The organism is Brevibacterium sp. 91QC2O2, assembly GCF_024580695.1.
Classification (GTDB): Bacteria; Actinomycetota; Actinomycetes; order Actinomycetales; family Brevibacteriaceae; genus Brevibacterium; species Brevibacterium moorei.
On record NZ_JANIJY010000012.1, the window covers coordinates 30,616 to 55,675 of the forward strand.

Genomic DNA, 25,060 nt, shown 5'->3' on the forward strand with positions numbered 1-25,060 from the left:
AGTTCCACTACACCCCGAATTGTCGGAAATCCATGCTGGGATCGTTCCCAATCAACAATTCAGGTTGTAGTGGAACTCGGGGTGGGGGTGCGGGGTCGGAGAACACCAACCGGGCACGGGCGCCGGTGGGCGTGTTCGACAGGACCAGTTCCATGCCGATGAGGCGGGCCTGGGAGACCGCGATGACCAGGCCCAGGCCCATCCCCGAGGCCGCCGAGGTGTTGAACCGGGTGGGCCCCGAGGCCAGCAGCGGCGCGGGGAAGCCCTGTCCGTGGTCCTCGACCGTCAGGGAGTCGGGGCCGACCGTGATGTCGATGGGGGCCGCGCCGTGCCGGAGTCCGTTGGAGACCAGATTGCCCAGGATGCGGGAGAGCCTGCGACCATCGGTGCGCCACACCGGTTGCGGATCGGGGCTGATGAGCGTGACCTGATCGGCGGTGATGGAGCCGGCCGCCTCCATATTGTTCAGCTGCGAGACGACCACGGCGGTCACATTGGCATCCTGCCAGGCGACCTCGGCGGTGGCCTGATCCGTCCGCGCGATCTCCAGGAGGTCCTCGATGAGCAGATGCAGGCGGTTCGCCCGTTCGCGCACCAGCTGGGAGGCGCGGCTGTCCTCCTCCAACAGGTTCGCAGCGCCCAGCAGACCGGTCAGCGGGGTGCGCAGTTCATGCGCGAGGTCGGCGGCGAAGTGCTGTTCGGCCCTGATCCGCTCGGCCAGGCGTTCGACGGCGGTGTCGACCGCCTGGGCGAAGTCCTGGACCTCGTCATCGGCCGGCGGGATGACCGCGGTGATCTTGACCGAGGTGTCCCCGCCGGCAATCGCCCTGGCGGCCTGAGCTCCCTTGGTCAGGCGGCGGCTGGTGCGTCCGGCGACCAGGCCCGCGACACCGGCGACGACGATCGCAGTGACGATCAGCGCGACGACCACGGTGCGGTCGATCTGGCGGGTCAGATTGTCGTATTCGGCCTGCGAGTAGCGGATGGAGATGACCACATCGTGCCCGCCGACGGTCAGCGGGGACGCCGCCCACAGGTAGTCGTGGCCGTCGTCGGCGCGGCCCAACTGGGTGACCATGGAGCCTCCGGCGGCGGACTCCCTGGCCTCGGTCGGCAGCTGCGGGTCGTCGACGACGGCGTCGAGGGTGAGCACCCCGGTGTCGCGGTAGATGATGCGCGCTTGGGTCAACTGCGCGGTGATCTTGTCGCGCACCTGCTCGGCCTGGGAGCGCAGGGTGACAGCGCGCATCGTCAGCCCGCAGGCCAGCACAGCGACGATGACCCCGGCGACGACCGTCGCGACCATCCGCAGGCGCAGTGACCGGCGGGGGCCTCGGCGGGTTCGGGTAGCGTGGGCGCTGTTCGCTCCGCGGGGGCCTGTGAACCGGAGCCAAGGTGCCATAGTGCGGGAGCCTACAGGGCCTAGGCGACGAGGCTGTAGCCGAAGCCGCGGGTGGTCGTGACCCGGCTGGTCCCGATCTTCTTGCGCAGGCGCTGGATGTGGACATCGACGACCCGTAGGTCACCGGCCCAGTCCGTGCCCCAGACCATGTGCGCGATGTCCTCGCGCGAGTAGACGTGGCCCGGCCGGTCGGCCAGCAGCAGGAGCAGTCGCAGTTCGGTGGGGGTCAAATGCACCGGCTTGTCGTGCAGGGTCACGTGCAGCAGCGAGGTGTCGATCTGCAGCGCGCCCAGGTCCAGCGTATTGGACTGGGGCTGGGTGCGGGGCTGCTCGGGTGGCGCAGTGTTCGGCCGGCTCTGGCCGGGCCGCAGGGAGCCGGCCTGTCGGGTGGTATCGGCTTGCCGGGCGGGAGAGCCGGCGGGGCGCGCCCAGCGGTCGGGGACCTCGGCGCGGGGTGGGACGGCTGCGGTGCCCTGGCGCGAACGCGCGGTGCGCACTGGCGGAGCGGGCTGAGCCGGTCGGTCGGTTTGCGGATCTGCAGCGCTCCAGGATTCCGGGGTCGCCGAGGTCTGGCCCGGGTAGCGCGCGTGCCCAGCCTGGGTCGTGGTCCTGGGCGTGTCGGCCGGGGGAGTGGGGAGGGAACCGGTCGGGTTCCGGGAGGTTTCGGCGGGGTTTCCGGCACGGTCGCCGGAGGGGAAGCCGGCCGTGCTCGCCCCGTAGCGGCGCACCACCGTGCGGATGCGGGCGCTGAGCACCTGCATGTCGAAGGGCTTGGTCAGATAGTCGTCGGCGCCGGCCTCGAGGGCCTGGACGATGTCGATCGGCTCCGACCTGGCGGAGATGACGATGATGGGGACGTCGGTGCGCTCGCGCAGTTCACGGCAGATGGAGGCGCCGTTCATCGTGGGCAGCATGAGGTCGAGCAGGACCACGTCGGCACCGTGCTCGATGACGTATTCGAATCCGTCGCGGCCGTCGGCGAAGACACTGACGGTGTATCCGAAGCGCTCCAGGGTCAGCTGGGTGGTCTCCCTGATGACCTCGTCGTCCTCGACCAAGACTATGTGCACCGTGAATCCTGTATCCCTTTCCGATCCATGGCAGACCGCGGCGGATGGACTTCGGTTCCCACGTGGGGCCCGAAGCTGTGCGCGTCCGGATGTGGCGCGCGCAAACTCGTCGCAGCGTTCAAGTTCCAAGGATACCGCTTAGCCGCGACACCGGAGCCGAGTAGTGCCACCGGCCCCGCCCCAGCGCAGTCCCAAGCCCGTCGCAGTGCCCGGTTCTAGGGCGTGGGAGTGGGGGAGGGGATGTGTTCGATTCTCTGACCGCCTTCGAAGCGGCCGCCCACATAGCGGTAGACGCGTACCGCCCAGGCCGCGCCCGACCGTTCCTCCGCGACGACCGTGCGGTCGCCGCCGGGGGTCAGGGTGATGTTGCGGCCGGTGGTCACCAGGGCGATGTCGGGGGTTCGCTCGTCGGTGGTGAAGAGGAGCTGGGCGAAGGGGCGCGGGTCCCCGGCCTTGCCGGCGGAGTCCGCGGTCCCGTTCGTTGCACCGGCGGTTGCCCTGGCCGGATCCCACACCACCGACGCCGAGGCGAACACCAATCCCGCGACCGTGAACGGTTTGCCCCGGTGCAGGCAGGCGGGGCAGGCCTGGAGGGCTTGGCGGACGCCCAGCACGTCCTGTCCGCCGGTGGCCGAGGGCCCGGTGAGCACCGCGCTGACGAGGTCCTTGCGGGAGTAGCGGTGTACCTTGTCGCCGGACTGCCCAGAGGTTCGCCCGGTGGAGGAGGAATCGGACGAGGATTCGGTGAGCTGTGGAGCCGGACCCAGGTCGGTCACGGCATAGGGGTCCGCGCAGCCTGTTAGAGCGGCTACGGCGATACACGCCACAGCCGCGAGGATTGTTCCGGGGGTGGGTCTCACTCGTATTAGTGTGCCAGTTCGGCCGCCTCTGCACACGCAGCCCCTGCACGCGGCCCAGACGCGCGCTCAGACGCGCGGCCGATGCGTACAGCTCAGACGTCGTGCCCGTCCGTATAGCCTGCACCTGTGGGCAACACATGTAGGCCAGCTGTTTATGCCCTACGGGTGTCTGGGGAAATGACGCTTGTTCCCACGCCGCGTAGACTGAGGGCATTATGAGCAGCTCCGCACAGAACAACGCCGCATCGCCTGCCCCGCAGTCCGGAAATCGGCCCACCCGAGCCGTTCCGATGAAGGAATGCGCGGCTATGGGCATGGTGGCGGCCGCACTGGTGTTCGTTATGACGATCATCTTCACCGCAGCGTGGGATGGCCTCAAGCCGCTGGCACTGTGCGGCCTGTACACAGTCGTCACCTTCATCGTCGTGACCCTGGTGGCCATGGGCCTGAACTGGGTCGTCAAGTCCGAAGAGGTCAAGGACCCCAACGGCCCGGTCATGCACTGAGCTCCTAGCCATGCACTGAGCTCTCAGGTTCGCACTGAGCCCGACTCTTACACGAACCTCTTGAGCCGCAGGCTGTTGAGCACCACGCACACCGAGCTGAAGGCCATGGCCGCACCGGCGATCATCGGATCCAGCAAGCCCAGGGCCGCCAGCGGGATCGCCGCGACATTGTAGAAGAACGCCCAGAACAAGTTCTCGCGGATGATCCGCAGCGTCCGCTTGGACAGCCGGATGGCCTGCGGGATCTGCCCGGGATCACTGCGCATCAGCGTGATATCGCCCGCCGCCCGCGCCACATCCGTGCCCGAGGCCATCGCCAGTCCCAGATCCGCCCTGGCCAGGGCGGCCGCATCGTTGACACCGTCGCCGACCATGGCCACACGCTGTCCGGCCGCCTGCAGCTGCGCGATCCGCGCCTCCTTGTCACCGGGTGCCACCTGGGCGTGGACCTCGTCGATGTCCAGCTCCCCTGCGACGGCCTGGGCCACGCTGTCGCGGTCGCCGGTCAGCAGCACAGTGCGGATGCCCGCGGCGTGCAGCTCGCCGATCGCCTGGGCCGCGCCGGGCTTGACGGTGTCGGCGACCAGCGCCCGGCCCGCGTATTCGCCGTCCAGGGCCAGGGCCACAATGGTGGCGGGCACGTCCGACTCCGAGGCCTCGGCAGGTACTGCGATGCCCTGGGCTACCAGCAGCTCGGGTTTGCCGGCCAGGAGAGAGCGGCCGTCGACCGTGGCGCGGATACCCCCGCCGGGTATGGCGCTGAAGTCCTCGACCCGGGGCGCAGGCCCAGCCGGCACCTGCCCTGTGGCCGCATCCGCCCCGGCCTGCGCGATGGCCTGTGTCCCGGCCCGCGCGATGGCGGCGGCGATCGGATGCTCGGACATGGCCTCGGCAGCGGCCAGGGCCGACAGCGCGGCCGGCGATAGGTCGGAGTCGATGACGCTCATGTTCCCGCTGGTCAGGGTGCCGGTCTTGTCGAGCACGACGGTGGTGATGCGCCCGGCGGTCTCCATGGCCTCGGGCCCGGAGACCAGGATGCCCAGCTGCGAGCCGCGGCCGCTGGAGACCGCGGTGGCCACGGGGGTGGCCAGGCCCAGGGCGCAGGGGCAGGCGATGACGAGCACGGTCACGGCGGCGCGCAGGCCGGAGGTCCAGTCGCCAGTGGCCAGGCCCCAGATCAGGAGGGTGGCCGCGGCGATGGCGAAGACGACGGGCACGAAGACCGCGGAGATGCGGTCGGCCAGGCGTTGGGCGGCGGGGCGGCCGGCCTGCGCGCGTTCGACCATGGCCTGCAGCTGGGACAGGGTGGATTCCTCGCCGACCTGTTCGACGCGCACGCTCAGCGCGCCGTTGGCGTTGACGGTGGCGCCGGTGACGCGGTCGCCCGGGGCGACCTCGCGGGGGACGGATTCGCCGGTGAGCAGGGATTCGTCGACGGCCGAGGCGCCGGTGAGCACGGTGCCATCGGCCGGGACCTTCTCGCCGGGGCGCACCAAGACGGTGTCCCCGGGTGCCAGGGCTGCCACGGGAACGTCGACGGTGGTGCCCTCACCGGTGCTGCCGGCCGCAGCTGAGCCGGCCGCACCACTGGCATCGCCCACAACGCGGTGGGCGGTCGTGACTCCCATGGACACCAGGGCGCGCAGGGCCGCGGTGGCCGATTTCTTGGCGCGGTCCTCGATGTAGCGGCCCAGCAGCAGGAAGACGGTGACGGCCACGGCGCCCTCGAACCACAGGTGGTAATGGTGGGGCAGGTGGAGGATGTGGCCGTGGCCGGTGGCGATTGCGATGGTGGCCAGCGAGTAGACGGTGGACACGGTGACGCCCACGCTGACCAGGGTGTCCATGGTGGAGCTGAAGCCTCGGGCGGCCTTGTAGGCGTTGCGGTGGAATGGCCAGGCGCACCAGGTGACGACCGGCAGGCTGAGCACGGCGATGAGCCAGTGCCAGCCGGGGAAGTGCCAGGACATGACCATGGAGATGGCGATGACGGGGATGCCCAGGATCAGGCCGGTGATGAAGCGGGCGCGCAGGTGGTCGGGGTCCGACGCCGAGGGCCCAGCAGAGTCTGTGTCCTCCTCGCCTTCCGCACCTGCCGGCGGGGTGGGCGGGCGCACGCTTGCGCCATAGCCGGTCTTGTCGACGGTGGCGATGAGGTCCGCGTCCGTGATGGGGCCGGTGACGGCGACATAGGCCGAGTTCAGGGGCAAGCTGACGGTGGCCTGCACGCCGTCTAAGCGGTTGAGCTTCTTCTGGACTCGGGCCTGGCAGGATGCGCAGGTCATGCCCGTGATGTCCAGGGTGACCTGGCGGGTGTCTGCGGTGTGGCCCGCAGTGTCTGGAGCGGACGTGCTCACGTCAGCCGCCTCCTATGCGTGAATCGACATTCGAACCCATCATATACCCCTAGGGGGTATATGTGAGACGTGACTCGAGTCCGTTGATCTGGGGCTTTGGCCACTATCTAGGGGTGGGGTGCTCAAAGCTCCGGGAAGGACAAGCGGGCAAGAAAAATGCGGGCCCTTAGCAAAGAGGGAACCCGCATCTTCCTGACTGTAGTCCTTCGTAAGGTACTCGATCTAGCCATCGAGTTCTTTACTGCCGACTGAGCCAGCAAGCCGGCGGAAATCGGTGGGAAGGTCGTAGTTAGGGTTACGACCTTCCTTCATTGGACTCCTCTACCGTAGCATGCGGCAACGTGAGTTGAAAGGGTCGGCGCCCCGCCGCTCACACCAGTTCGTACCCGGCTTCGTCGATGGCCGCGGCGATGTCCTTCTGATCCAGCGGAGCTTCCGATTCGACGGTCACGGGGCTGACCTGGCCGGCGTGCAGGTCGACAGTGACCGAGGTGACTCCGGCGATGTTGCCCAGCTCTTCCTTGACTGCGCTTTCGCAGTGGCCGCAGGTCATGCCGGAGACGTTGAGGTTGGTGGTGGTCATGGTGGTGCTCCCATTCTCAGAGGTTCGTGCTTCTACTCGGAATTGTATACCCCCATGGGGTATAGGCGTGGGCCAGTGCGCGAGTGCGTCCTCACAGCCACTCCGCTGCACGCAGTCCCTCCAAACGTGGTTCGAGGGATTCTGCCATAAGACTGAGTTCGCGCTGGGAGATACCGTGTCGCAGAGCCAGCTCACGCCAACTGCTCAGCGCCGAAGTGACCTGCCGGATTTGTTGTCGAGCCTGTTCTATGCCAAGGTCGCATTCCTCTGCCAATGCGAGCAATCCGTCTACTTCCTCGGGGAAGGAGTCGGCCCCCATGATCGACGTCGACCGCTGCCGTGAAGGGTCAGGATTGGGATTGACATCGAAGACCGGACTCAGCGTCCAGGAGTTACCACTGGCAAGGAACCCATGATTTCGAAGGTGATCGTCGGTATTGCCAAGGGCTATGTTGGCGATGACCCGGCTGTAGAGTTCCCGGAGGTCCGATTTGGGCGATCGGGACAGGTCCCGTATCGAATCGGCGATGTCGGCATAGTCGCGTTGTTCGCCGTCAGTCGATTCCGTCGTCGTCATCGCGCTGATGTATCCGATGCGTTCGCCGGAGGTTGTGCGATCGAATCGACGCAGGACCAAGGCGCTCCGGTTCCCGACGGGCACGAGCCTGCGGTATGGAGTGTGAATGCCTGCTTGCTCAAGCAGGTCCAAGGCGGTTGCTTCCCAGGCCGTGACGTTCCAGTCATCGCCTGCATGTGGGAACTTTGCGATGCCCAAAGAGCCATCCGATAGCTTGACTGCGGCCTTCGGCCTTGCTCCGCCCAAACCTGCAGTCCCGGTACTCAGGAGGCGTTTGACTGCTTCTTTTGGGTCGTCACCCCGGGCCAGATCATCTGCAGCGTGAAGCAGCTCCGGGAGCGAAACCAAGGTGGGGACCCGGGAAGGTGCTCCCAAGAACTCGGCGTGCCCGTGTAGGGCGAAGCGCAGGGAACCCTGACGGGTGTCGTCGCTGACACCAAGCAGGTAATCGACATCGTCCAATCGACGTGGCACCCGCTTGTCTTGCCGGGTCCGAGTGCGCTCGCCCTTGTCGATGAGGTTGCGCCCCCACCGGTCAGGTGCACTGTCTGCGAAGGCCCGAATCATGCCACTGTGGTGCTGAGCTCCAGAAGCCAGGCGTAGTGCAGGATCGATGGTCGTGCCGTTGCCTGCCAAGTAGTCGGTGTCGTAGAGGAAAGTAGTGCTGACCCGGCCGCGGGCACGGGTGAAGTGTGCTTGGCCCACCAGGATGGGACTCCCTGCCACATCGTTGACGACGTCGACCGTAGTCATTGCGCACGCTTCCTCGTCAATCTGTCGGCACGCAGGCGACCGATGTCGGAGTTCAAAGGGTCGACGGCATCGACTGCAGTGTCGAGTATCCCCAGGGCGCGGAGCACCTGGGCGACGTTGCCGAATCCAACGCTGGGATCTCCCTTTTCGATCTTGCGCAGGGTGTCGCGGGTAATTCCGGCGCGTTCCGCTACCTGCTGGGCCGGCAGCCCTAGGACCATGCGCCAGCCGCGGATGTGGGCCCCGAAATCGCCGAGCTGGCGATTGATTCTGTAGCCGACCACCGGTTCTCCCATTTCTTATGGCGGCTAAGTTCGCCGTAACGTGACAATATGGCTATTATAGCCGCCATTGGATGCGAGGAGAAGAGTCCTGTGAACCGGTGCAGTACCTCCCGGTAAGTCCGTCATAGAGCTGGACGAACCGCGTTCCCTCAGCTCTTGATGAGCCGTTGGATGGCTGCGGTGGCTTCGGCGATCTTGGCGGCACCGGCTTCGGGCGATTCCTGGGCGGCTTCGACGACGCAGTGGTTCATATGCGATTCGAGCAGGTTGACGCCCACGGCGTGCAGGGCCGCGGTGACGGCCGATATCTGGGTGAGCACGTCGATGCAGTAGGTGTCCTGGTCGATCATGCGCCCGATCCCGCGGACCTGGCCCTCGATGCGCTTCATGCGCTTGGCGATGGCGTCTTGGTCGTAGCCGTGGGCTGGGTGCGGTTTCTTTCCGTCGCCGAGGTCCCCGCCGGCCTGGCTGTGGCCCGTCGCTTCAGTGCCCGGGTGGGCGTGGGCGGGGGAGTGGTCCTGTGCAGGCGCGACCTGTGCGGACGCGGCGGAATCATCCGCGGCGACGGCCGGTGTGGCGTCCGTATGCTGTGCTGTCATGGGTCAATGGTATACCTGGGAGGGGTATGTTGATTGGGGCCTTTCCGAGGGTAGGCCGATAGCTTGGACCTTCTCTGCTGTCATCGGTTGGAGTGACAGCTGCAGTCCGATATTTTCTGCGAGGACAAGCACTTTGCCCAGTTCGGCTCGCGCATGGCCTGATTCCATATCGATGATGAAGCGCATACCGACGCCGGCTTTATGCGCAAGCTGCCCTTGGGTGAGGCCGGCGTTCTTTCGTGCGGTGCACATCGCTGCACCCAGCGCCTCTGGACGCGGCGAGGGGCGTTTTCTGCCGTATCGGCAGTAGTCGGAGTTCCAGATACCAAACTCCACCGGCGCCTCGCCGCCCTAGGTGCCGAGCTTGAAGGGTTAGTTCACACTGATGACGTTGGCCAGATCCAGCACAGACAGCGCTTCGAGTAGTTCCTGGCACGTGTACGGATCGGAGCTGCTGTCGGAGATGACGACGGTGTTCACAATGTGGACCCTGGCGTAGAAGAGTGCACAGGCGGCGATCCATACTATCTTGTTGTTAGTTAACTTGGTGAAGAGGGCAGTAGTGTTTGCCAGGCGTTTCACGAAGTCAAGCTTGTGGGGCCCAGCACTTACTACCCCGGCCGGTCGATGACCCGCTCGGGTACGACCCGTCCTCCGTGAACCTGTCGATCTCTACCTTGTCGAGGCGCTCGGACTCAAACTGCGTGAGAGCCCCGTCGATACGTGCAGTGAGGAAGTCGAAGTCGGAACGCAGCATGTTCAACGGGGGCGCCCACTGTTACGATACAGGTCACCTGGAGAAACTTGTCGTAGAAGACGGTTGTGGAATCGTGGTTAGTCAGGTGTCTGACTTCATCAGCTTCGGGGTGGGATCCGCGGTAGGGACGTCCCGTCGACGCTCAGGGGAGCGAGCGTGTACACGATATGCATGCTCATGCTCTTTCTGTGAGGAGTGCGACGGCTTGTGCTGGGACGGCGGAGAGCCCGGAGAGAACCTCCGAGATGCAGAAGACCAGGTCGGTTGTGATCGTCTCGATGGGTGCCAGGGCGTTCCAACAGCCTAGCTCGCGGTGGTGGTTTCTGTTGGAGATCGGCTTGGTGGTGGCCTGCCCGACGTGTTGCAGGATCGTCCAGGACGCGTCGTCCCTAGCCACGCAGACAGACGACAGTAGGGTCCCAACGAGGATGATTTCGATTCCGACCCTGACTCCGTTAGCAAGCGAGAAGTCGGATACGTTGATCGTGGGTGTCCAGAACCAGTGCTTGGTGAGGTTATAGCGGCTGAACCGCTCCATGTTCACCACGTCGACGATGGCTGCAGTACGCTCCTGGGCCGTGGCACCCTCCCGCAGATGTGCGCCGAGCAGTTGCAGGTAGGGGGTGGGGGCATCAGCATACGCGTAGTCGAGATAACCGGCCAGCAGTCTGTCACGTACCAGCGGACGGACTCTGCGGTGTTCCTTCGAACGGTCGAACTTCCAGTTGGTGGAGATCTGGCGGAAATGCCGGTGGCCGCAACTCACGGTCTGTTCGTAGTCGATCCCGTCGATTAGGTGGGTCTTCCACTGTCGAGCGTCGGACACTCGGCCTGGGTCAATAACCCACTTGGGGGTGGTGGGCCGCTCAGTAGGATCGATCATGCGGATATCGGTGAACGAGTAGGAGCCGGCCGGCAGATCACCCCCGGAATGGACCCAGATGCCCTGGTAGCTGAGAACCCCATCTGGGGACCGGTCCAACAGCTCGTCGAGGCTCAGCTCGGACTCCATTACCAGCAACTCATCTATGTCGTGGTTAATGACCATCCGCGCGCTTCCCAAGAAACGTCGGCGGGCGTGCTCCATGATGCCATATTCGCAGTAGTCCGAATCCCACAAGACGTTCTTCCCTGGTGCAGAACGGCCCTGGGGCCCGAATCTGAATGGCCAGTTCACGACGATGACGTGTGCCAGGTTGAGTGTGGACAGTGCCTCCAAGACCTGGTCGCAGTCGTACTGGTCGGAGCCATTATCGTAGACGATGACGGTGTCGATGTCATGGACCCGTACGTAGTATTTCGCCCAGTCGACGATCCACTCGAGCCGGTTGTTCTTCGACTTGGTGATAAGTGCTCTAGAACCTGCGAGTAGTTTCAGATAGTCGACCTCGTTCAATGGCGCGTCGCCGATTCCTGGCAGGGTCAGCACTCGATCCGGTCGGACGGGAGCCCCCGCGAACGCCCCCACCTCCGTCCTGTCCAGGCGTGTGGACACGAACTGGACAGGACTCTCCGCGATGTGGGCGGCCGAGAAGTCGATATCGGAGGCGAAGTTCTCCAGAGGCGGGCCGACCGTGACAAGGTCCGTGCCCTGAGGGAAGACATCGTAGAAGACAGTCGACATGTCGTACTTGTCGAGGTAATCCGGTTCCATCAGATCAGGCTCCCGTGGTGGCGTCCGCTTCAGCTCAGCGGAGACGAGTGCCGACGGTTCGTACACGATATGCATGGTTTGACGTCTTTCGTAACGGAGCGCACACCGGATGTGCGACTCCTCCGGACTGAGGGTTTAGACAAATACCCGACACGGGTAGGTATTACCGTAGCGGTGTGAAGAGGACCCTACGGTGAGAATCGAAGTTGTCTATAGGACGATTCAACAATGTAAGGTATCCGATACTCAAGCTTACCTTCACCGCCCCAGATGTAACGAATTTCACCGGAGCCGATGGGCTTGGCATACTCGCCGTCGGCCAATACCCGGCGTCGGAAAAAGCGAACATCTTGGGTACCAACTTGTGTCGATCGGATCGCCTGCTTCAAGAAAGTGGACGGACTTGTTACGACCACTCCCTATTCGCCTCCTCGTCCTTGCTGTACAGACAATCAAATTCAGTGGAATTTACGAAGTAATGCAATACTGCAGGGTAACAAGGAAGCAATAGTTGAAGAATGAAAGTCCATGGAACATGCAAGCATGCAAATTCCACCAGGCTCACTTCTGCAGACATGAGTGTGGCAGAGGTATTTCCCTATAGCACAATTCGTACCCATGACCCGAATAATACAAACAGGCTTATCGTCCAGATACCAGCGAATAGAACTCGTTGAGAGCGTGCTCCTGGTATTCTTTGACGTCGAATGTCGGTGGCGTCAAACCACCGTCTGCATACGATTTTAGGCCTGATAGGATTCCTGCTTGGGAGTTTTCGACAAGCAAACCTAGCCCGTCTTTCAAAACATGGCGGCTACCTGGAATATCCGTTGCTATGATTGGCCTTCCTAGTGCCAAAGCCTCCAACAGGACCATGGGTTGTCCCTCATGGTTGGAAGGTAGCACAAAACAATCAGCTGAAGCAACGTACGGGTACGGGTTGGGACGGCGTCCAGCCAATTTCACGTAGGACGAAATCCCTAGGTCACTGGTTAGATTGATGAGATCCTCTTTCAGCGGACCATCACCAAGCAAGACCAGCCTTGCCCTCGGTTCCAACTTGATAAAGTCTGCAAACGCGCCAATAAGCTTCTTCTGGTCCTTTTCAATTGATAGTCGTCCACTGCAAACAAAGGTTATCGTATCGCCCTCGAACCACTCTCGCAGATCATCTTCTAGTTCGCACGTCGATCGGGACTGTATTTCGGCCGGATCAATGACATTCTCACATGCAACGAACTTCGAGGCAAGAATACCGAACTGGCGAGCGATGTTGTCGCGGTTCAATTGCATCATGGTTTCAGAGACTGACACCAGCCAATCGAATTTGTTGTAGAGGCTGAAAGTCAGCGCCAAATGTGCCCATCGGGTAGTGTGTTCTGCCAACATATCATTGTGAAGATAACATATTGTTGTTTTGGCGGATGAACCGGCGGCGGCCATAAGGCAGTTCCAAAATGGCACATAACCATCGAACTGAATTGATGCTGATACCCGGGTGTCGCGTCCAAATATGCGAACCCACTCTCGTTCAAATCCTCTCATGTAAACTTTCAGCTCAGGTTCGGAGCCGAATCGGTTCCTAGCTTCCACCCGGGCAGTCACCGCCGATTCCCGAGGCGTCATGACCCGTCCGCCGATTCGTGGAATGATCGCGACATCGTTCCCTATCCTGGAAAGGGTTTCCAAGCGACCTTCATCTTTGAGAACTAAGTTGGATGCTACAAGGACGACCGGGCGGTACCTAGTATAATCCATAGAATTAACCAGATTGAGGAAAGATGCAGACATTCCTGTCGGTATGAGGCTTTGCTGGAAGACGATTACCTCGCGGTCATCCGAAGCATCTACTAGGTAATGATCGTCAATTTCGTCTCGAAGCCAGAATTCCAGGATTCGAGACGCCGCATTTCCATCTTCGTTTGGGCAAAACTCCCGGACTGCTGACTTTCGTTTAGATGAATCACCGGTTGGGTCCGATATTGCTTTGCAAAGTAGCTCGGTCAGACGGTCTGAGCTCTCTGCGACTGGCCCAGGCAGATTATCTCTGGAGAAGTATAGTCCACGTTCCGCCTTGTATTCTTCATAGTCGGGCATAAAAAATACGATTGGGCGATCTAGCGGAAGAAAATCGTAGAAGATACTTGAATAGTCTGTGATAAGGACATCAACGATACTGAGCAGATTGTTTGTATCGATATCTCGGGGGACCACTGTTACATCGAGATTTGCGTTGGCCAAAGCGCGCTCTTCGAGTCTATGTGCCCTGAACAATACCTGAGCACCGGAGCGTGTGATCGCCGCAATTCGCTGAGAGATTTGTTCTATGTCGACCTCAGCGTTGTTGGAACTACCGCGCCATGTTGGTGCATATAGTACGACGGGAGAATTAGGGTCCAGGCCCAGACGTCGTTTCAGTTGTTCCACTTCGGCCGGTGTGGAATTTATTGTCACATCGACACGTGGGGAGCCTGCCTGTGTGAGCTTTCCGGTGAAAAGACCGCGTATGTCGTGAGAGTCCAGTAGGACCCTAGTCGTGTGGTCGTTAGGAGACATGAGATGGGTTGCTTGGAGCATGTCGTGAACGAATGCGCCATGCTTCAGCGGTTCCCCCAGCATGTCTCGGCCCAAGGTCTTGTACGGAGTTCCGTGCCAGGTGTTCAGGTAGCGTTGCCCCTCGCGTCGGATGAAATACCCGGGGAACGTCGCATTATTGACCAAGTAATGCGCAGTCGCTAGCGCTCGTCGATAACCGTATGAATGTTTCGGTACAAATATGACGTTTGGCAGTTTCCAGATGTCGTCTGGAATCATGTTGTAGTCACCCTTATTTAAGGCCCACACATGTATGAATTGAGAAAACTCTGGACGCTTGCACAGTTCCCGAAAAAGACCTAGTGGATGACAGCCGATGGAGTCCCCAGAATTCGACTGCCAGACGATGACATCATTTTCTATATCCAGGGAGTCAAGCATCGCGGCGTACTCCGCAATGTCGCGTTTAGATTTGGTGGAAGTATATTCAGCAATTTCTTCGGGAGAGTCTGTGCGGAAAATTCGCAACTCGGCGAGTGTCTCGGCTGATGATCGATAGTCGCCTTTATGAAGATACGCGGCTGCAAGCTTCAGGACCTGTTCAGGGTCATGGGTTTTGCTCGAAAGGTAGTCGAGTCGACGGAACCAAATTTCAGAGTCGTAGTCTCGGACTGCAGCGAAACGTTTTGCATTGAAGTCGTACCAGTCGCTTCTCCATTTGGGCGGTGCGTGACCAGTGTCGATTGTATTGCCGGAAATATACTCAATTGCATAGGTCCATGCGTGGTCGACACCCACCTGGTCGATGGCATCGTCGGCGGGCGGTGCATCAGGTCGGAGTATATAGTCAGTCTGTAATTGGTCGGCTGTTCGACCAATTGCTGATAAGAATTGTTGGACGGATACATCATATTTCTCGTCTTTTAATGCTGCAATGCCTGCGAGATATGAGATGTCGGGGCTGTTCTTTTGTAATGCTCCATATAGAAGAGGGCCTAGTGCCTCACTGTATTTGCTTTCGTTGAGTAAGCTCTTACCTAGGCTAGTGTGCCATGGTACGTGCGCTGGTGCCAAGGAAGCGGCCTGTTTGAATGAGTGGGCCGCAGTCGCATGATCTTGTAAGGTGTCTTGTATTTTTGCTAGCCTACCCCATGCGCTTGCGTCACTTGGGGTTTCGATTACAAGCGCCTGTAGTAGGTGCTTGGCGCTTATGATTTGGTTTGCATTTGTTAAGATGTCAATTGCTGCATATGGGCTGCGGGACCCTTTTGGATTTGTCAGCTTTGAATCTGTAATGGTGGATATACCTGCGTGTATATCTCCGGACTGTATTTGTGCAGATGCGAAGGCGATGACATCGCTACGGTCGAGCGCCGATGTGTTTTTGACTTCTGTATAGTGACCTATTGCTTCTGAGTAGCGATTCATCGCGAGGAGTGAACGCATCAGTGCTAGATGGTCAGATGTATCGGTGGGAGGGTTATCGGTGTAGTACTGAATGATCTCCCAATCAAGTTTTTGCGACTTCAGTGCCTTGATGAGGGCTTTTCGTATTTCTGGGTTGTGACGGTTCAGTGAGTCGGCATGTTTAAGGTCAGAAATTGCCTCGGCTATCCGATTTCGCCCGACTAAATAGACGCCGCGCCTGTATGGCCAATCGGAATTAAGTGGGTCGATACTAATTAGCGCATCCCACTGTTCAATAGCTTCGACCGGCCGCTTTATACGTTCGAAGGTCGTCGCGAGTTTGCGGCGCCAGCTGATGTTAGTGGGTTGGAGATCTACTGCATGTTGAAAGTACGGGACGGCTTCGGCGAATTTGTTCAGCTGATATAAGCATATGCCGGAAAAGTAGCTATCCCGTGCGCTCATTGTGTCGATTGCTATTGACGCTGCAGATATCGCTGCAAAGGCTTTCTTGTAGTTCCCCTGCTTTGCAAATCCACGTGCTTTGAGGATGGCGATCGTACTCAATTTTGACCTTTTCTTGGTTTGTTATAAGTCTAAGCGTAGGTGTTTATGCTGGAGCGGCGATAGGAATTGTCGGGCTCGGCAGGCTTACTTTTAGATGCGCTTTTCGGCTGAAACAGCCCTTCGAATTTTTTCATGATTTCGGTGTTGTAGTTATAGGGGTCGAAAGCTGGCTGGTCGATTCCCGTCGCTGCTGCCGAGACCATTGCTTTCGCGAGTGCCCTGCAACTTGCCGGGACAACTACGCCGCCTCCGTCGGGAAAGGCGCCTTCGACGGACTTGAAGGGCGTGGTGATGACCGGCAGCCCTAGCGTGAGCGCTTCGAGGATGACCATGGGCTGGCCTTCGTAGTTGCTGGAAACTACCATGCAGTCAGCTTCGCACATTGCCGGGTAAGGATTGTCGACTGACCCTGCAAACCGCACCTTGCTGCTGAGCTCGAGCTGATGCACTTGGGCTTCGAGATCGGCACGGCACGGACCATCACCGATGAGCAGTAGACGGATGTTGGGGTTCGTCCTCTGTGCCTCGGCGAATGCATTTATGAGGCGCTGTTGGTTCTTCTCCGGGGACAAGCGTCCCACATTGACGAAGGTGAACGTCGATGATGATTCCTTGGAATCGCGCCCCTTGGCGCTGGCCTTGCGCAGCATTCCCTCGATGTCGATGCTGTTGGGTGACCAATCGAAGCGACTCTTCGTTTCAGGCGTCGCCAGTGCTTCACGGTTGACCTGCATGAGCTGCTCGGAGACGGAGACGATCTTGTCGAACTTGTCGTACAGGGAGAATACCTTGGTCAGGTTGTTGTACAGCGGTTTTTCACCATGCACTGTCCGGTTGGCATCGGCCGTCAGGTCATTGTGCTGCCAGATTGTCTTGCTTCCGGAAGGAGCGCCCAGGAACAAGGAGCCCCAGAAGGGTGAGTAGCCGGTGAAGTCGACCAGATGATCGAACTGGGCATCGCCGAAGAGTCGAGTCCACTCACGATGCCAAAGTTCAGACTGATGCTTCGTCGCGCCGCCCACTTGGAAGCGGAGGGACTTCAGCCGCAGAATTCGTTCATAGTTGGCCTTAGCGGAGCCAGTGAATTTTCCGAAACGGAAGAGTACCCGGACATTCGGATCCAGGTTGTTCCACTCGATCCGGCGCTCCTCGTCCGTCTTCGAAAACGGTACCAGGACACTGACGTCGAACTTGTCGTGCGAGATATTGGACAGGAGATTCTTCGCGGCCGTTGTGATCCCGTTGCGGTTGAGCGGCCCAATGTAGATCAGCATCTTCTGCCGGCCATCCGAAGGCCGGACAACGGCACGGTTAGACGCTTTGCCATGGAAGACCGTGCTGACAACTCGGCGAACCACGTTCCCGTTATCGACAGGGGCGAAATCCTGGGCGCACTTTCGGTATTTAGCCGATGGCTCCCAAGTAGGTTTCGACGCCGCATTTATCGCCATCGCCAGTGAATCACGGTCGTGGGCCACAATGCCAGGCCATTCCGCCGGAGCATCATAGACATCCCGGTAGCTGGTGTAGGACTCCATGTCCGGCACATAGTGGACCAAGGGCCGGCCGGAGCTAATGAAATCGTAGAAGATGCTGGAGTAGTCGGTGACCAGGATGTCTGTCAGCGCCAAGAGCAGGTTCGGGTTGACGCCACGTGGCAGCACGCGGCTGCGCAGCGCTGCGTCGGTGCTGATCTGACTTTCCACGACCTGGTGGAGCTTGACCAGTACCCGGTATTCTGACAGGTCCAGGCCTGCCTCGATGCCGGAAACTGCGTTGATGACCAGATCGACTGCGTCGGCCGGCGAACCGTAATCCTCACCGCGCCAGGTAGGGGCATAGACGACGACCTTGCGGGTATCCTCCCGCAGTCGGAGCTTAGGGAACTGTTCGGCCAGCTCGGCACGTGCCTTTTGGGGGTCGGCCTGCAGGTCGGTACGTGGGGCGCCCTCTTCCAGGATGGTGCCGTTGAAGACGTTTGTCAGCTTGAAAGCGCCCAGATACATGCGCTCGGTCATCGCCGGTGAACTGGACAGCAGGTAATCCGAAGCAAGGAAGTTGCGTTCGATGTTCCTGGCGTCTTCGATGCGGCCCGGAACGTCATAGCCCATCTTCTTCATCGGTACACCATGCCAGGTGTTCAGATATGTCTGGCCCGGCTTCTTCACGAAATCAGACGAGAAGCTCATGTTGTTGACCAGATACTGGCTGGTATAGAGGTGCCGGTGGTAGTCAGTGGTACCACGCTTGACCACTGTGAAGGGGGCAAGCTTCTGCAAACGGGCGATGTCATCGGCGAAGACAGCGGGATTGTCCACGACCCAGACGAAGGTGTAGTCGGTGCTGTCCTCTGCTGCGAGGTAACGGAAGATGGCCTCGGGGGAGCAGGTCAGGCCATTACCACCATAGGACTCAAGGAACACCTTGTTCTTCACGATGGGAAGGTGCCAGCAGTAGTCGCGCCAGGTCATACCCGCTGAGTTCTTCAGCAGTGATCTGATCTTGCGGGCGTGTCGGGTGATCGGTGGCATCGCGGTAGCTCCTCAGCGGTGCTAGGTTCCTGACCATCGATCTAGCCTTCACATGTGGTGATCCAGCTGGATGATACCAGGGTGTTTTGCTGGTTCCATCTAGCAGCGTACCGCGTGTCTCCCCGTTTTTCACATCCGTAGTACCTAATTTCCCCAGGATCTACACAAAGATCCCCCGATCGGGGGATCGGGGGATCTTGTTCGCTGAGGTGGTCTTGCCGGCTCAGCGGCTGAGTAGTGGGGGAGTCACTTGTAGTGTTCGTCGCCGTTCTCTTCTGCGTATTCGGCGATCGTGTCATCGTCGAAGGCCTTGCGCAGGTCCTTGAGGCGATCCATGTCCGGGTACAGGACCAACTGGCCACCGGCCTCGCGCCCGTCGCCACTGATCGGAGCGGTGGCGAAGGTGATGTCGGAAGCCGTCATCGAACCGATCCCCAGACCCAGCTTGGCGATCCGCGAGGCGCTCAAGTCCTCGTCCACGGTCAGATAGGGGGCGAATTCGCCCACCAGGTTCGACACCTTGCTGGGGCTGGTCAGGGTGTCCTTTGAGACCGTCTTCTTCACCACGGCCTTGAGGAAGGCCTGCTGATTGCGCTGGCGCTGCATGTCGCCGTCGGCGAAGGCATGGCGTTCGCGCACGAACCACAGGGCCTGCTCACCGTTGAGGTGATTGGTGCCCTTGGTGTAGGTCTGGCCGTGGCTGCTGAAGGCCTTTTGGGACTCGACGTCCACGCCACCCAGGGCGTCGGTCAGGTCCTTGAAGCCCTCGAAGTCGATGACGGCCACATGGTCGATCTTGATCTTCAGGTAGTCCTGCACGGTCTTGATGGTCAGCGGAATGCCGCCCCAGGACATCGCCGCGTTGATCTTCGCTTTGGACTTGCCGGGGATCTGCCAGAAGGTGTCACGCGGGATCGACACGACCTGCACGCCCTTGCCCTTGGTCGCGGGGAAGTGGGCGATCATCAGGGTGTCCGAGCGCACGCCGGTGAACTTGTCGTAGTCCTCGACGTTCTCATATCCGCGGGCGTCCGAACCCAGCAGCATCACATTGGTGCCGTTGGAATCCGCGACGTCGTTGCCCTTGCCGAAGATCTGTTCCTGCGTCAGCTTGTTCGTGCCCTCGTCGTACTTCTTGGCCAGCGCCCCGCCGTACCAGGCGACCGCGCCGACGATCAGCAGGATGATGACCAGCAGGATCGACAGGATGATCAGGGTGTTGCGCTTGCCCTTGGACATCTTCTTCTTGCGCGGGCGCTCACGCAGCTGCCCGCCCGGGTCACTGGGGTACTGACCGGGGTTCTGTAGGGGTTGGGGTGCCTGAGACACGATGGTTCCTCCCGAGGGTACGGGAGTCGTACGGCATACTCCCGAGGAGTAAGTATACGGAAGGAGCTGGGACGAAACTGTGTGATGTGAGCGGGGACTGCTGCAGGTCGCGGTAGGGGCAACAGTGGCAAACGTTGGCAAGCCATGTGCCAAAGGTTGACAAGGTTGACAGTGAATCGTACGGTGAAAGGGATCGAGTACAAGGAGGTCGACAATGGCGACTGGATCTGCGCAAAAGACTCGCGACGAGATCGTTGCTGGTGTGCGTGCAGCGCTTGACTCCATGCCGGATAAGCGATTTGAAGATCTTGATGACCCCGCGTTGCTGGGTGATCGGATAGCGCGGATGCTTCCACAGGCACCGGGGGCCTTCAGCGCTTTAATCGGCCCGGTCTACTCGACGAAGGCCCTCACAAGCATGTGGGACATTTCGCGTGAAGCGGTGAGCAAGAAGGCGAAGAAGCACCAGCTGTTTGCGATCAAAGTTGAGGGGGATAACCTTTTTCCTCTGTTCCAGTTCAGCGGTGATAGTGTTCGGTCGGATGTCTTGGCTGTGGCGAATGTCTTCCGTGAGGTAGTGGACCCTGCGACAATCGCCCTATGGATCATGACTCCGCTCGCCGGAGATGAGCAGAAACGGACTCCTCTGGGGCTCCTTGACAATGGTCATTTGGAAGATGCGCTGGCGGCTGCCCGGCGTACTGCCCGGAATTGGGCAGCATAAGTCGCATGGGTAGGGATAGAGTCACGCTGCAAGTACCATCGGTCAGTCTCGATGGTTTCCCCTCCAAGTATGTCCGTAAGGGCACTCGTTGGCATAGGGCGCACCGCAGAACGCTGGGTGCATGGTTCTACGCATCTGGCATGGAGGGACGGTTTGACCTACCTGCCCCAGACGGCACCTGCTATGTGGCCAATACGGCTGAGGTGGCAGCCCGGGAGCTGATAGGTCCAGACTTCATCGAACAGGGCATCGTATCTGACAGTTTTCTCGACGATAGAGTCGTCTCCCAGATCATCCTTCCGACGGAAGCGAACTGTGCAAAGACCACGGACAAGGATGCGTTCAAGTTCCGGCTTTCCAACGAGATCAGCTCCACGGCTGACTACGAGCTTACCCAGGGCTGGGCGAAGAGCTTTCGGGCGGCGGGCTTTACTGGAATCTGGTACCAGCCCCGCTATTCGCCGGACAAAGGTCGCGCGCTGGCATTGTTCGGACCTGGCGGTGTCATGGACGTCGAGCGTCTTGACCGTCGTGAACTTCGTGAGGTTGTCGCTGAGATGATCAAGCTGGACGTGGTAAGTACTTCCTTGGCATCTGCGTACGAGATTCTGGATGAGCCCCTGGAGTAGTACGGGAACTTTAGATATTCAGCTGTTGTAGACCCCGCCCTACTCGCACCCGACTCCGTCGCCGTCCCGATCCAGCTTCCTGCTGTATCCGGGGTCGCCTGCATAGATGGGCGCCGCGCCGGCCGCCCTCACCGCACTGCAGTTGGCGTAGTAGGCCGAACCGCCGTCGTCCGAGTCCTCGTCCTCATCCGTGTCCTCGATTTCGTTCGAGTCCTCGTCCTCTTCATCGGTGAAATCGTCGTCGGAGTACGTGTCGTAGTCATCGTCATCCGAGTCGTACTCGTCCAAGTACTTCTTGAGCTTGCGCTCAGCAGGACCCTCGTGGTGGACGAAGTAGTCCTTGTGATCCTCCGAGTCGTCGGCGTCTTCGTCATCGATGGAGTCATCATCGTCGTACTCGTAGGCGTCGACGGGCTCGACCGACGTTTCGACCGGCGTGGGTGTGGGAGAGGTGGTCGCGGGCGTGGGCATCTCGCCCGTGCTCTGCTCAGGAGAATCGTCCGAATCGTCGTCGCCATGGAAGATGCCGACCAGCACGGCGATGACCAGGAGAATCACGACGACGATGGCGATAAGGCAACCGCAGCCGCCACGGTTGGACGCCGACTCTCCCGAAGTCGGAGACTGCTGCTGGCGGCGCGATTGAGGGGAGGGCGTGCTCATATGCGGTTATACCTTCGATTCCATGACTGCGGGCAAGGCGGGGATGTCTCCGATAGCGGCCCGTGCCCGGCGGGCCACCCGGGACTAACTTACTACCCCTGCCCGTTCATTGCGGCCAGCTGGTCGATCGTGACGAAACGGTAGCCTCGGGCCTTGAGCAGATCGATCATGATGCCTATGTGTCGACGAGAGCAGCGTAGAGTAAGCCCGAGTTCAAGCTCCGCACCGCGTGGTGCGTGCTATCATTGTCGATGAAGCCCCGGTGGAGCGCTATCTGTCAGTCATCAACTGATGAGGTATTCTCGCCGGGGCATTGACGTTCCCCAATATCTCGAGGAGCCATACGTGTCCAGCGCAGATGAACCCAAGGACTGGGTTCAAGCATGGCTATCGCCTGGGCGCTGGCAGAGGTACCTTGATCACTGTGCTGGTGACGCGGGTCAGGCGCTGGCACTCTACGAGTGGAGCGTGAATCTCTCAGGTGCGGTGATGCACGACGTCGCCCATATTGAGGTGGGGATTCGCAACGTCTACGACGAGACCCTCTCATACCGCTGGCAAGGCGATGAACACTGGCTCTTCGACGCCTTGTCACCTGTAAACGCACCTCTCTTGCGAAGCCGCGGAGGTCGCACAGTCGACCTGAACTCCAGGAACCGTACGAGCATCTCGGAAGCGACCCGACGAGTGCGTTCCTCCTCGCCCGCCATGGGGCAGGTGATTGCCGAATTGCCGTTCGGGTTCTGGCGACACCTCACGGACGCAGCCCACGAGAAAGTGCTGTGGATCCCGATCCTGAGTTGGGCATTCCCACACCGGGTGGACCGCAAGCAGGTCGAGCGCAAACTCACGCTCATCAACAACGTGCGAAACCGCGCCTCGCATCACGAACAGATGTTCGATCCCCGCCGCCAGGCAGAGGTCATCAAGGCACAAGCTGCGATCATTGAGGTCGCTGAGATGCTGCTTCCTGAACTCGCCGCCCACATTCGGGACACTTCAATTGTTGACGAAGTGAACAAAGGTAAGCCCGCCTAATCCTTCATGTAGGCCCTACACTATTTGCTACCCCTGCCCGTTCATCGCGGCCAGCTGGTCGATCGTGACGAAACGGTAGCCTCGGGCCTTGAGCAGATCGATCATGATGCCCGTGGCCAGCCGGGTCTTCTCCCGGTCCCACCAGGGATGCACCACGATGATCGCACCCGGATGCACCTGCTTCATCCCGCGCTCCACCATCTGCTGGGCGGTCTGCTCCGGCCGGAAGTTCTCCGGGGACACGTCCCACATCACGCCCAGCCGGTTGGTCGCCGTCATATAGGCCGGCAGGCCGATGAACTTGTCCCCATAGGGTGCGCGGAAGGCGATCCGTCCCGTATATCCGGCCTGCCGGATCAGCCGGTCGGTCCCCGCGATCTCCTGGTGCATGCTCCACGGTGCCACCCCGATCATGTGCCGGTGGTCCCAAGTGTGGTTGGCGATCTGGTGCCCATCGGCGATCAGCCGGGGCACCACCGTCGGGTACTTCTCCATCCACATGCCATTGACGAAGAATGTCGCGCGCACCCCGTGCCGGTTGAGCATCGACAGCACCGGTCCCGGATCCTCACTGGGGCCGTCGTCCAGGGTCAGCGCAATGACCTTCTCCTGCGTGTTCGCGTGGAACAGCCAGTTGCCGAACAGTGCGTACTGGCGCGAATGAGCCACCCGGGGGATGAACGAGTCAACCACCAGGCAGCACACGGCCAGCAGCGCCACCACGCACAGATACCCGCGCCGTCTGGCGCGGGTATTGGGCACTCGGTCGGTCCGCCGGACCCGAGTCGTACCCTGTGTCAGGCGCGCGCCCTCCAAGCCGCGACCTCGGCCCTGGCAAGGTCGGCGGCGACCCCGATGTAGGTGGCCGGCGTGAGAGCGGCCAGCCGCGCTGCGTCCTCGTCCGGCAGGCCCAGGCCCGCCACGAAGGACTGCAGCTCCGCCTGATCGACCCGGTGGCCGCGCGTGAGCTCCTTGAGCTTCTCGTAGGGATTGTCCATTCCGGGCACGCCCTTGAGGAATGCCGCACGCATGACCGACTGAATCGCCTCGGCCAGCACCTCCCAGTTGTGGTCCAGGTCCGCATCCAGCGCGGCCGTGTTGATGTCCAGGCGCACCAAGCCCTTGACCAGGTTGTTCAAAGCCAGCAGCGAATGCCCGAAGGCCACGCCGATGTTGCGCTGCGTGGTCGAATCGGTCAGGTCGCGCTGCATCCGGCTGGTCACCAGGGTCTCGCCCAGCGTGTCCAGCAGCGAGCAGCTGATCTCCAGGTTCGCCTCGGCGTTCTCGAAGCGGATCGGGTTGACCTTGTGCGGCATCGTCGAGGAGCCGGTGGCGCCCTCGACCGGGATCTGCTTGAAGTAGTTCATGGAGATGTAGGTCCACATGTCCGTGGCCAGGTTGTGGGCGATCCGGTTGAACCGGGCCACATCCGCGTACAGCTCCGCCTGCCAGTCGTGAGACTCGATCTGCGTGGTCAGCAGGTTGAAGGTCAGGCCCAGCTTGTCCTCGACGAAGGACTCCGCCACCGCAGGCCAGTCCACGCCGGGGGCCGCCACCACGTGTGCGGCGTAGGTGCCGGTGGCGCCGTTGATCTTGCCCAGGAATTCGGTCCCGGCGATGCGCGCATGCTGGCGCGCCAGGCGGCGCAGCGTCACCGCGATCTCCTTGCCCATCGTGGTGGGCGTGGCCGGCTGCCCGTGCGTGTGCGCCAGCATGGGGGTTTCGGCCAGCTCATCGGCCATCGACGCCAGCTGGTCGATCAGCTTGGCCGCCGCCGGCAGCCAGACGTCCTGCACCGCGCCCTTGATGCCCAGGGCGTAGGACAGGTTGTTGATGTCCTCGGAGGTGCAGCAGAAGTGCACCAGTTCGCTCAGGTCGTCCGCGCCGATCTGGCTCAGCGCTTCCTTGATCGCGTATTCGACGGCCTTGACGTCGTGGACGGTGACCGCCTCAAAGGTCGCCAGCTGGGCGATCGTCTCCGCGTCGAAGGCCTCGGCCCAGTCGCGCAGCTGCTGCTTCTCATCGTCGAGCAGCGCGCGCACCCCCGGTACAACACCCTGTTCATTCAGGTGGATGAACCATTCGACCTCCACATGGATGCGGTCGCGGTTGAGCGCCGCCTCGGACAGATAGTCCACCAGGGGAGCAGCGTCCTTGCGGTAGCGGCCATCCAGGGGGCCGAGGGCGATGGCGGGTTCCAACTGGGCAAGAGTCACACGAGTCATGGCTCTATGT

Annotated in this window: 20 protein-coding genes; 4 read left to right on the forward strand and 16 right to left on the reverse strand. The window is 61.0% G+C overall.

Annotated features, from left to right (window positions below; all coding sequences use genetic code 11):
- Positions 1-7: 7 nt before the first annotated feature.
- The 3 genes from NQ036_RS09875 to NQ036_RS09885 form a co-directional block, all read right to left on the reverse strand.
- Positions 8-1,402: a HAMP domain-containing sensor histidine kinase gene (locus tag NQ036_RS09875; RefSeq protein ID WP_257058582.1), complete on the reverse strand. Its 1,395-nt coding sequence runs from the start codon at positions 1,400-1,402 to the stop codon at positions 8-10.
- Between the two features lie 20 nt (positions 1,403-1,422).
- Entirely contained in the window at positions 1,423-2,472 is a 1,050-nt protein-coding gene (locus NQ036_RS09880) for a response regulator (RefSeq protein ID WP_257058584.1), read from the reverse strand.
- Between the two features lie 215 nt (positions 2,473-2,687).
- Positions 2,688-3,332 carry a hypothetical protein gene (locus tag NQ036_RS09885; RefSeq protein ID WP_257058587.1) on the reverse strand — a complete coding sequence of 215 codons (645 nt, stop codon included), beginning with the start codon at positions 3,330-3,332 and terminating at the stop codon, positions 2,688-2,690.
- Between the two features lie 215 nt (positions 3,333-3,547).
- Here NQ036_RS09885 and NQ036_RS09890 point away from each other — a divergent pair, with 215 nt between their 5' ends.
- Positions 3,548-3,838: a hypothetical protein gene (locus NQ036_RS09890; RefSeq protein WP_257049050.1), complete on the forward strand. Its 291-nt coding sequence runs from the start codon at positions 3,548-3,550 to the stop codon at positions 3,836-3,838.
- A 47-nt stretch (positions 3,839-3,885) separates the two neighbouring features.
- On the opposite strand, the gene NQ036_RS09895 is transcribed toward NQ036_RS09890, so the two are convergent.
- The 10 genes from NQ036_RS09895 to NQ036_RS09935 all read right to left on the reverse strand — a co-directional run bounded on the left by NQ036_RS09895 (position 3,886) and on the right by NQ036_RS09935 (position 19,771).
- Positions 3,886-6,195 (reverse strand): heavy metal translocating P-type ATPase, encoded by a 2,310-nt coding sequence (locus tag NQ036_RS09895; protein WP_257058590.1) that lies wholly within the window; start codon positions 6,193-6,195, stop codon positions 3,886-3,888.
- Between the two features lie 370 nt (positions 6,196-6,565).
- Positions 6,566-6,778 (reverse strand): heavy-metal-associated domain-containing protein, encoded by a 213-nt coding sequence (locus NQ036_RS09900; protein WP_257058593.1) that lies wholly within the window; start codon positions 6,776-6,778, stop codon positions 6,566-6,568.
- Positions 6,779-6,869: 91 nt separating this feature from the next.
- Positions 6,870-8,108, reverse strand: coding sequence for a type II toxin-antitoxin system HipA family toxin (locus NQ036_RS09905; protein ID WP_257058596.1), 1,239 nt, complete (start codon positions 8,106-8,108; stop codon positions 6,870-6,872).
- The gene (locus NQ036_RS09910; RefSeq protein WP_257058598.1) at positions 8,105-8,392 is read right to left on the reverse strand and encodes a helix-turn-helix transcriptional regulator; all 288 of its coding nucleotides are present in this window, start codon (positions 8,390-8,392) and stop codon (positions 8,105-8,107) included. Before NQ036_RS09910 ends, NQ036_RS09905 begins: the two co-directional genes overlap by 4 nt.
- 149 nt (positions 8,393-8,541) lie before the next feature.
- Positions 8,542-8,991 (reverse strand): metal-sensitive transcriptional regulator, encoded by a 450-nt coding sequence (locus tag NQ036_RS09915; protein ID WP_257058602.1) that lies wholly within the window; start codon positions 8,989-8,991, stop codon positions 8,542-8,544.
- Positions 8,992-8,994: 3 nt separating this feature from the next.
- On the reverse strand, positions 8,995-9,243 hold the full coding sequence (locus tag NQ036_RS15815) for a helix-turn-helix domain-containing protein (protein WP_373566586.1): 249 nt from the start codon (positions 9,241-9,243) through the stop codon (positions 8,995-8,997).
- Positions 9,244-9,923: 680 nt separating this feature from the next.
- A complete protein-coding gene (locus tag NQ036_RS09920; RefSeq protein ID WP_257058604.1) occupies positions 9,924-11,468 on the reverse strand; it encodes a glycosyltransferase family 92 protein in 1,545 nt (514 codons plus the stop codon).
- A 576-nt stretch (positions 11,469-12,044) separates the two neighbouring features.
- A complete protein-coding gene (locus NQ036_RS09925; protein ID WP_257058607.1) occupies positions 12,045-15,911 on the reverse strand; it encodes a CDP-glycerol glycerophosphotransferase family protein in 3,867 nt (1,288 codons plus the stop codon).
- 29 nt (positions 15,912-15,940) lie between these two features.
- Entirely contained in the window at positions 15,941-18,442 is a 2,502-nt protein-coding gene (locus tag NQ036_RS09930; RefSeq protein ID WP_257058610.1) for a glycosyltransferase, read from the reverse strand.
- A gap of 246 nt (positions 18,443-18,688) precedes the next feature.
- A complete protein-coding gene (locus tag NQ036_RS09935; RefSeq protein ID WP_257058612.1) occupies positions 18,689-19,771 on the reverse strand; it encodes an LCP family protein in 1,083 nt (360 codons plus the stop codon).
- A 214-nt stretch (positions 19,772-19,985) separates the two neighbouring features.
- Between NQ036_RS09935 and NQ036_RS09940 the strand changes: the two genes are divergently transcribed.
- Complete coding sequence (locus NQ036_RS09940) at positions 19,986-20,495, forward strand: hypothetical protein (protein WP_257058615.1); 510 nt, start codon at positions 19,986-19,988, stop codon at positions 20,493-20,495.
- Positions 20,496-20,500: 5 nt separating this feature from the next.
- Entirely contained in the window at positions 20,501-21,124 is a 624-nt protein-coding gene (locus tag NQ036_RS09945) for an RES family NAD+ phosphorylase (RefSeq protein WP_257058618.1), read from the forward strand.
- Positions 21,125-21,163: 39 nt separating this feature from the next.
- On the opposite strand, the gene NQ036_RS09950 is transcribed toward NQ036_RS09945, so the two are convergent.
- The gene (locus NQ036_RS09950) at positions 21,164-21,787 is read right to left on the reverse strand and encodes an excalibur calcium-binding domain-containing protein (protein ID WP_257058621.1); all 624 of its coding nucleotides are present in this window, start codon (positions 21,785-21,787) and stop codon (positions 21,164-21,166) included.
- Between the two features lie 345 nt (positions 21,788-22,132).
- On the opposite strand from NQ036_RS09950, the gene NQ036_RS09955 reads away from it, so the two are divergent.
- Positions 22,133-22,825 carry a hypothetical protein gene (locus tag NQ036_RS09955; protein ID WP_257058624.1) on the forward strand — a complete coding sequence of 231 codons (693 nt, stop codon included), beginning with the start codon at positions 22,133-22,135 and terminating at the stop codon, positions 22,823-22,825.
- A gap of 27 nt (positions 22,826-22,852) precedes the next feature.
- On the opposite strand, the gene NQ036_RS09960 is transcribed toward NQ036_RS09955, so the two are convergent.
- Both NQ036_RS09960 and purB read right to left on the reverse strand, forming a co-directional pair.
- Positions 22,853-23,587, reverse strand: coding sequence for a polysaccharide deacetylase family protein (locus NQ036_RS09960; protein WP_257058627.1), 735 nt, complete (start codon positions 23,585-23,587; stop codon positions 22,853-22,855).
- Positions 23,588-23,622: 35 nt separating this feature from the next.
- Entirely contained in the window at positions 23,623-25,050 is a 1,428-nt protein-coding gene (purB, locus tag NQ036_RS09965) for an adenylosuccinate lyase (RefSeq protein ID WP_257058630.1), read from the reverse strand.
- Between the last annotated feature and the right edge of the window lie 10 nt (positions 25,051-25,060).

What these genes read in the sequence shown, in the direction of transcription:
- NQ036_RS09875 (WP_257058582.1), bottom strand. Translation starts at nt 1,402, where the DNA reads ATGGCACCTTGGCTCCGGTTCACAGGCCCCCGCGGAGCGAACAGCGCC.
- NQ036_RS09890 (WP_257049050.1), top strand. Translation starts at nt 3,548, where the DNA reads ATGAGCAGCTCCGCACAGAACAACGCCGCATCGCCTGCCCCGCAGTCC.
- NQ036_RS09900 (WP_257058593.1), bottom strand. Translation starts at nt 6,778, where the DNA reads ATGACCACCACCAACCTCAACGTCTCCGGCATGACCTGCGGCCACTGC.
- NQ036_RS09905 (WP_257058596.1), bottom strand. Translation starts at nt 8,108, where the DNA reads ATGACTACGGTCGACGTCGTCAACGATGTGGCAGGGAGTCCCATCCTG.
- NQ036_RS09915 (WP_257058602.1), bottom strand. Translation starts at nt 8,991, where the DNA reads ATGACAGCACAGCATACGGACGCCACACCGGCCGTCGCCGCGGATGAT.
- NQ036_RS15815 (WP_373566586.1), bottom strand. Translation starts at nt 9,243, where the DNA reads ATGTGCACCGCACGAAAGAACGCCGGCCTCACCCAAGGGCAGCTTGCG.
- NQ036_RS09930 (WP_257058610.1), bottom strand. Translation starts at nt 18,442, where the DNA reads ATGCCACCGATCACCCGACACGCCCGCAAGATCAGATCACTGCTGAAG.
- NQ036_RS09940 (WP_257058615.1), top strand. Translation starts at nt 19,986, where the DNA reads ATGGCGACTGGATCTGCGCAAAAGACTCGCGACGAGATCGTTGCTGGT.
- NQ036_RS09945 (WP_257058618.1), top strand. Translation starts at nt 20,501, where the DNA reads ATGGGTAGGGATAGAGTCACGCTGCAAGTACCATCGGTCAGTCTCGAT.
- NQ036_RS09950 (WP_257058621.1), bottom strand. Translation starts at nt 21,787, where the DNA reads ATGAGCACGCCCTCCCCTCAATCGCGCCGCCAGCAGCAGTCTCCGACT.
- purB (WP_257058630.1), bottom strand. Translation starts at nt 25,050, where the DNA reads ATGACTCGTGTGACTCTTGCCCAGTTGGAACCCGCCATCGCCCTCGGC.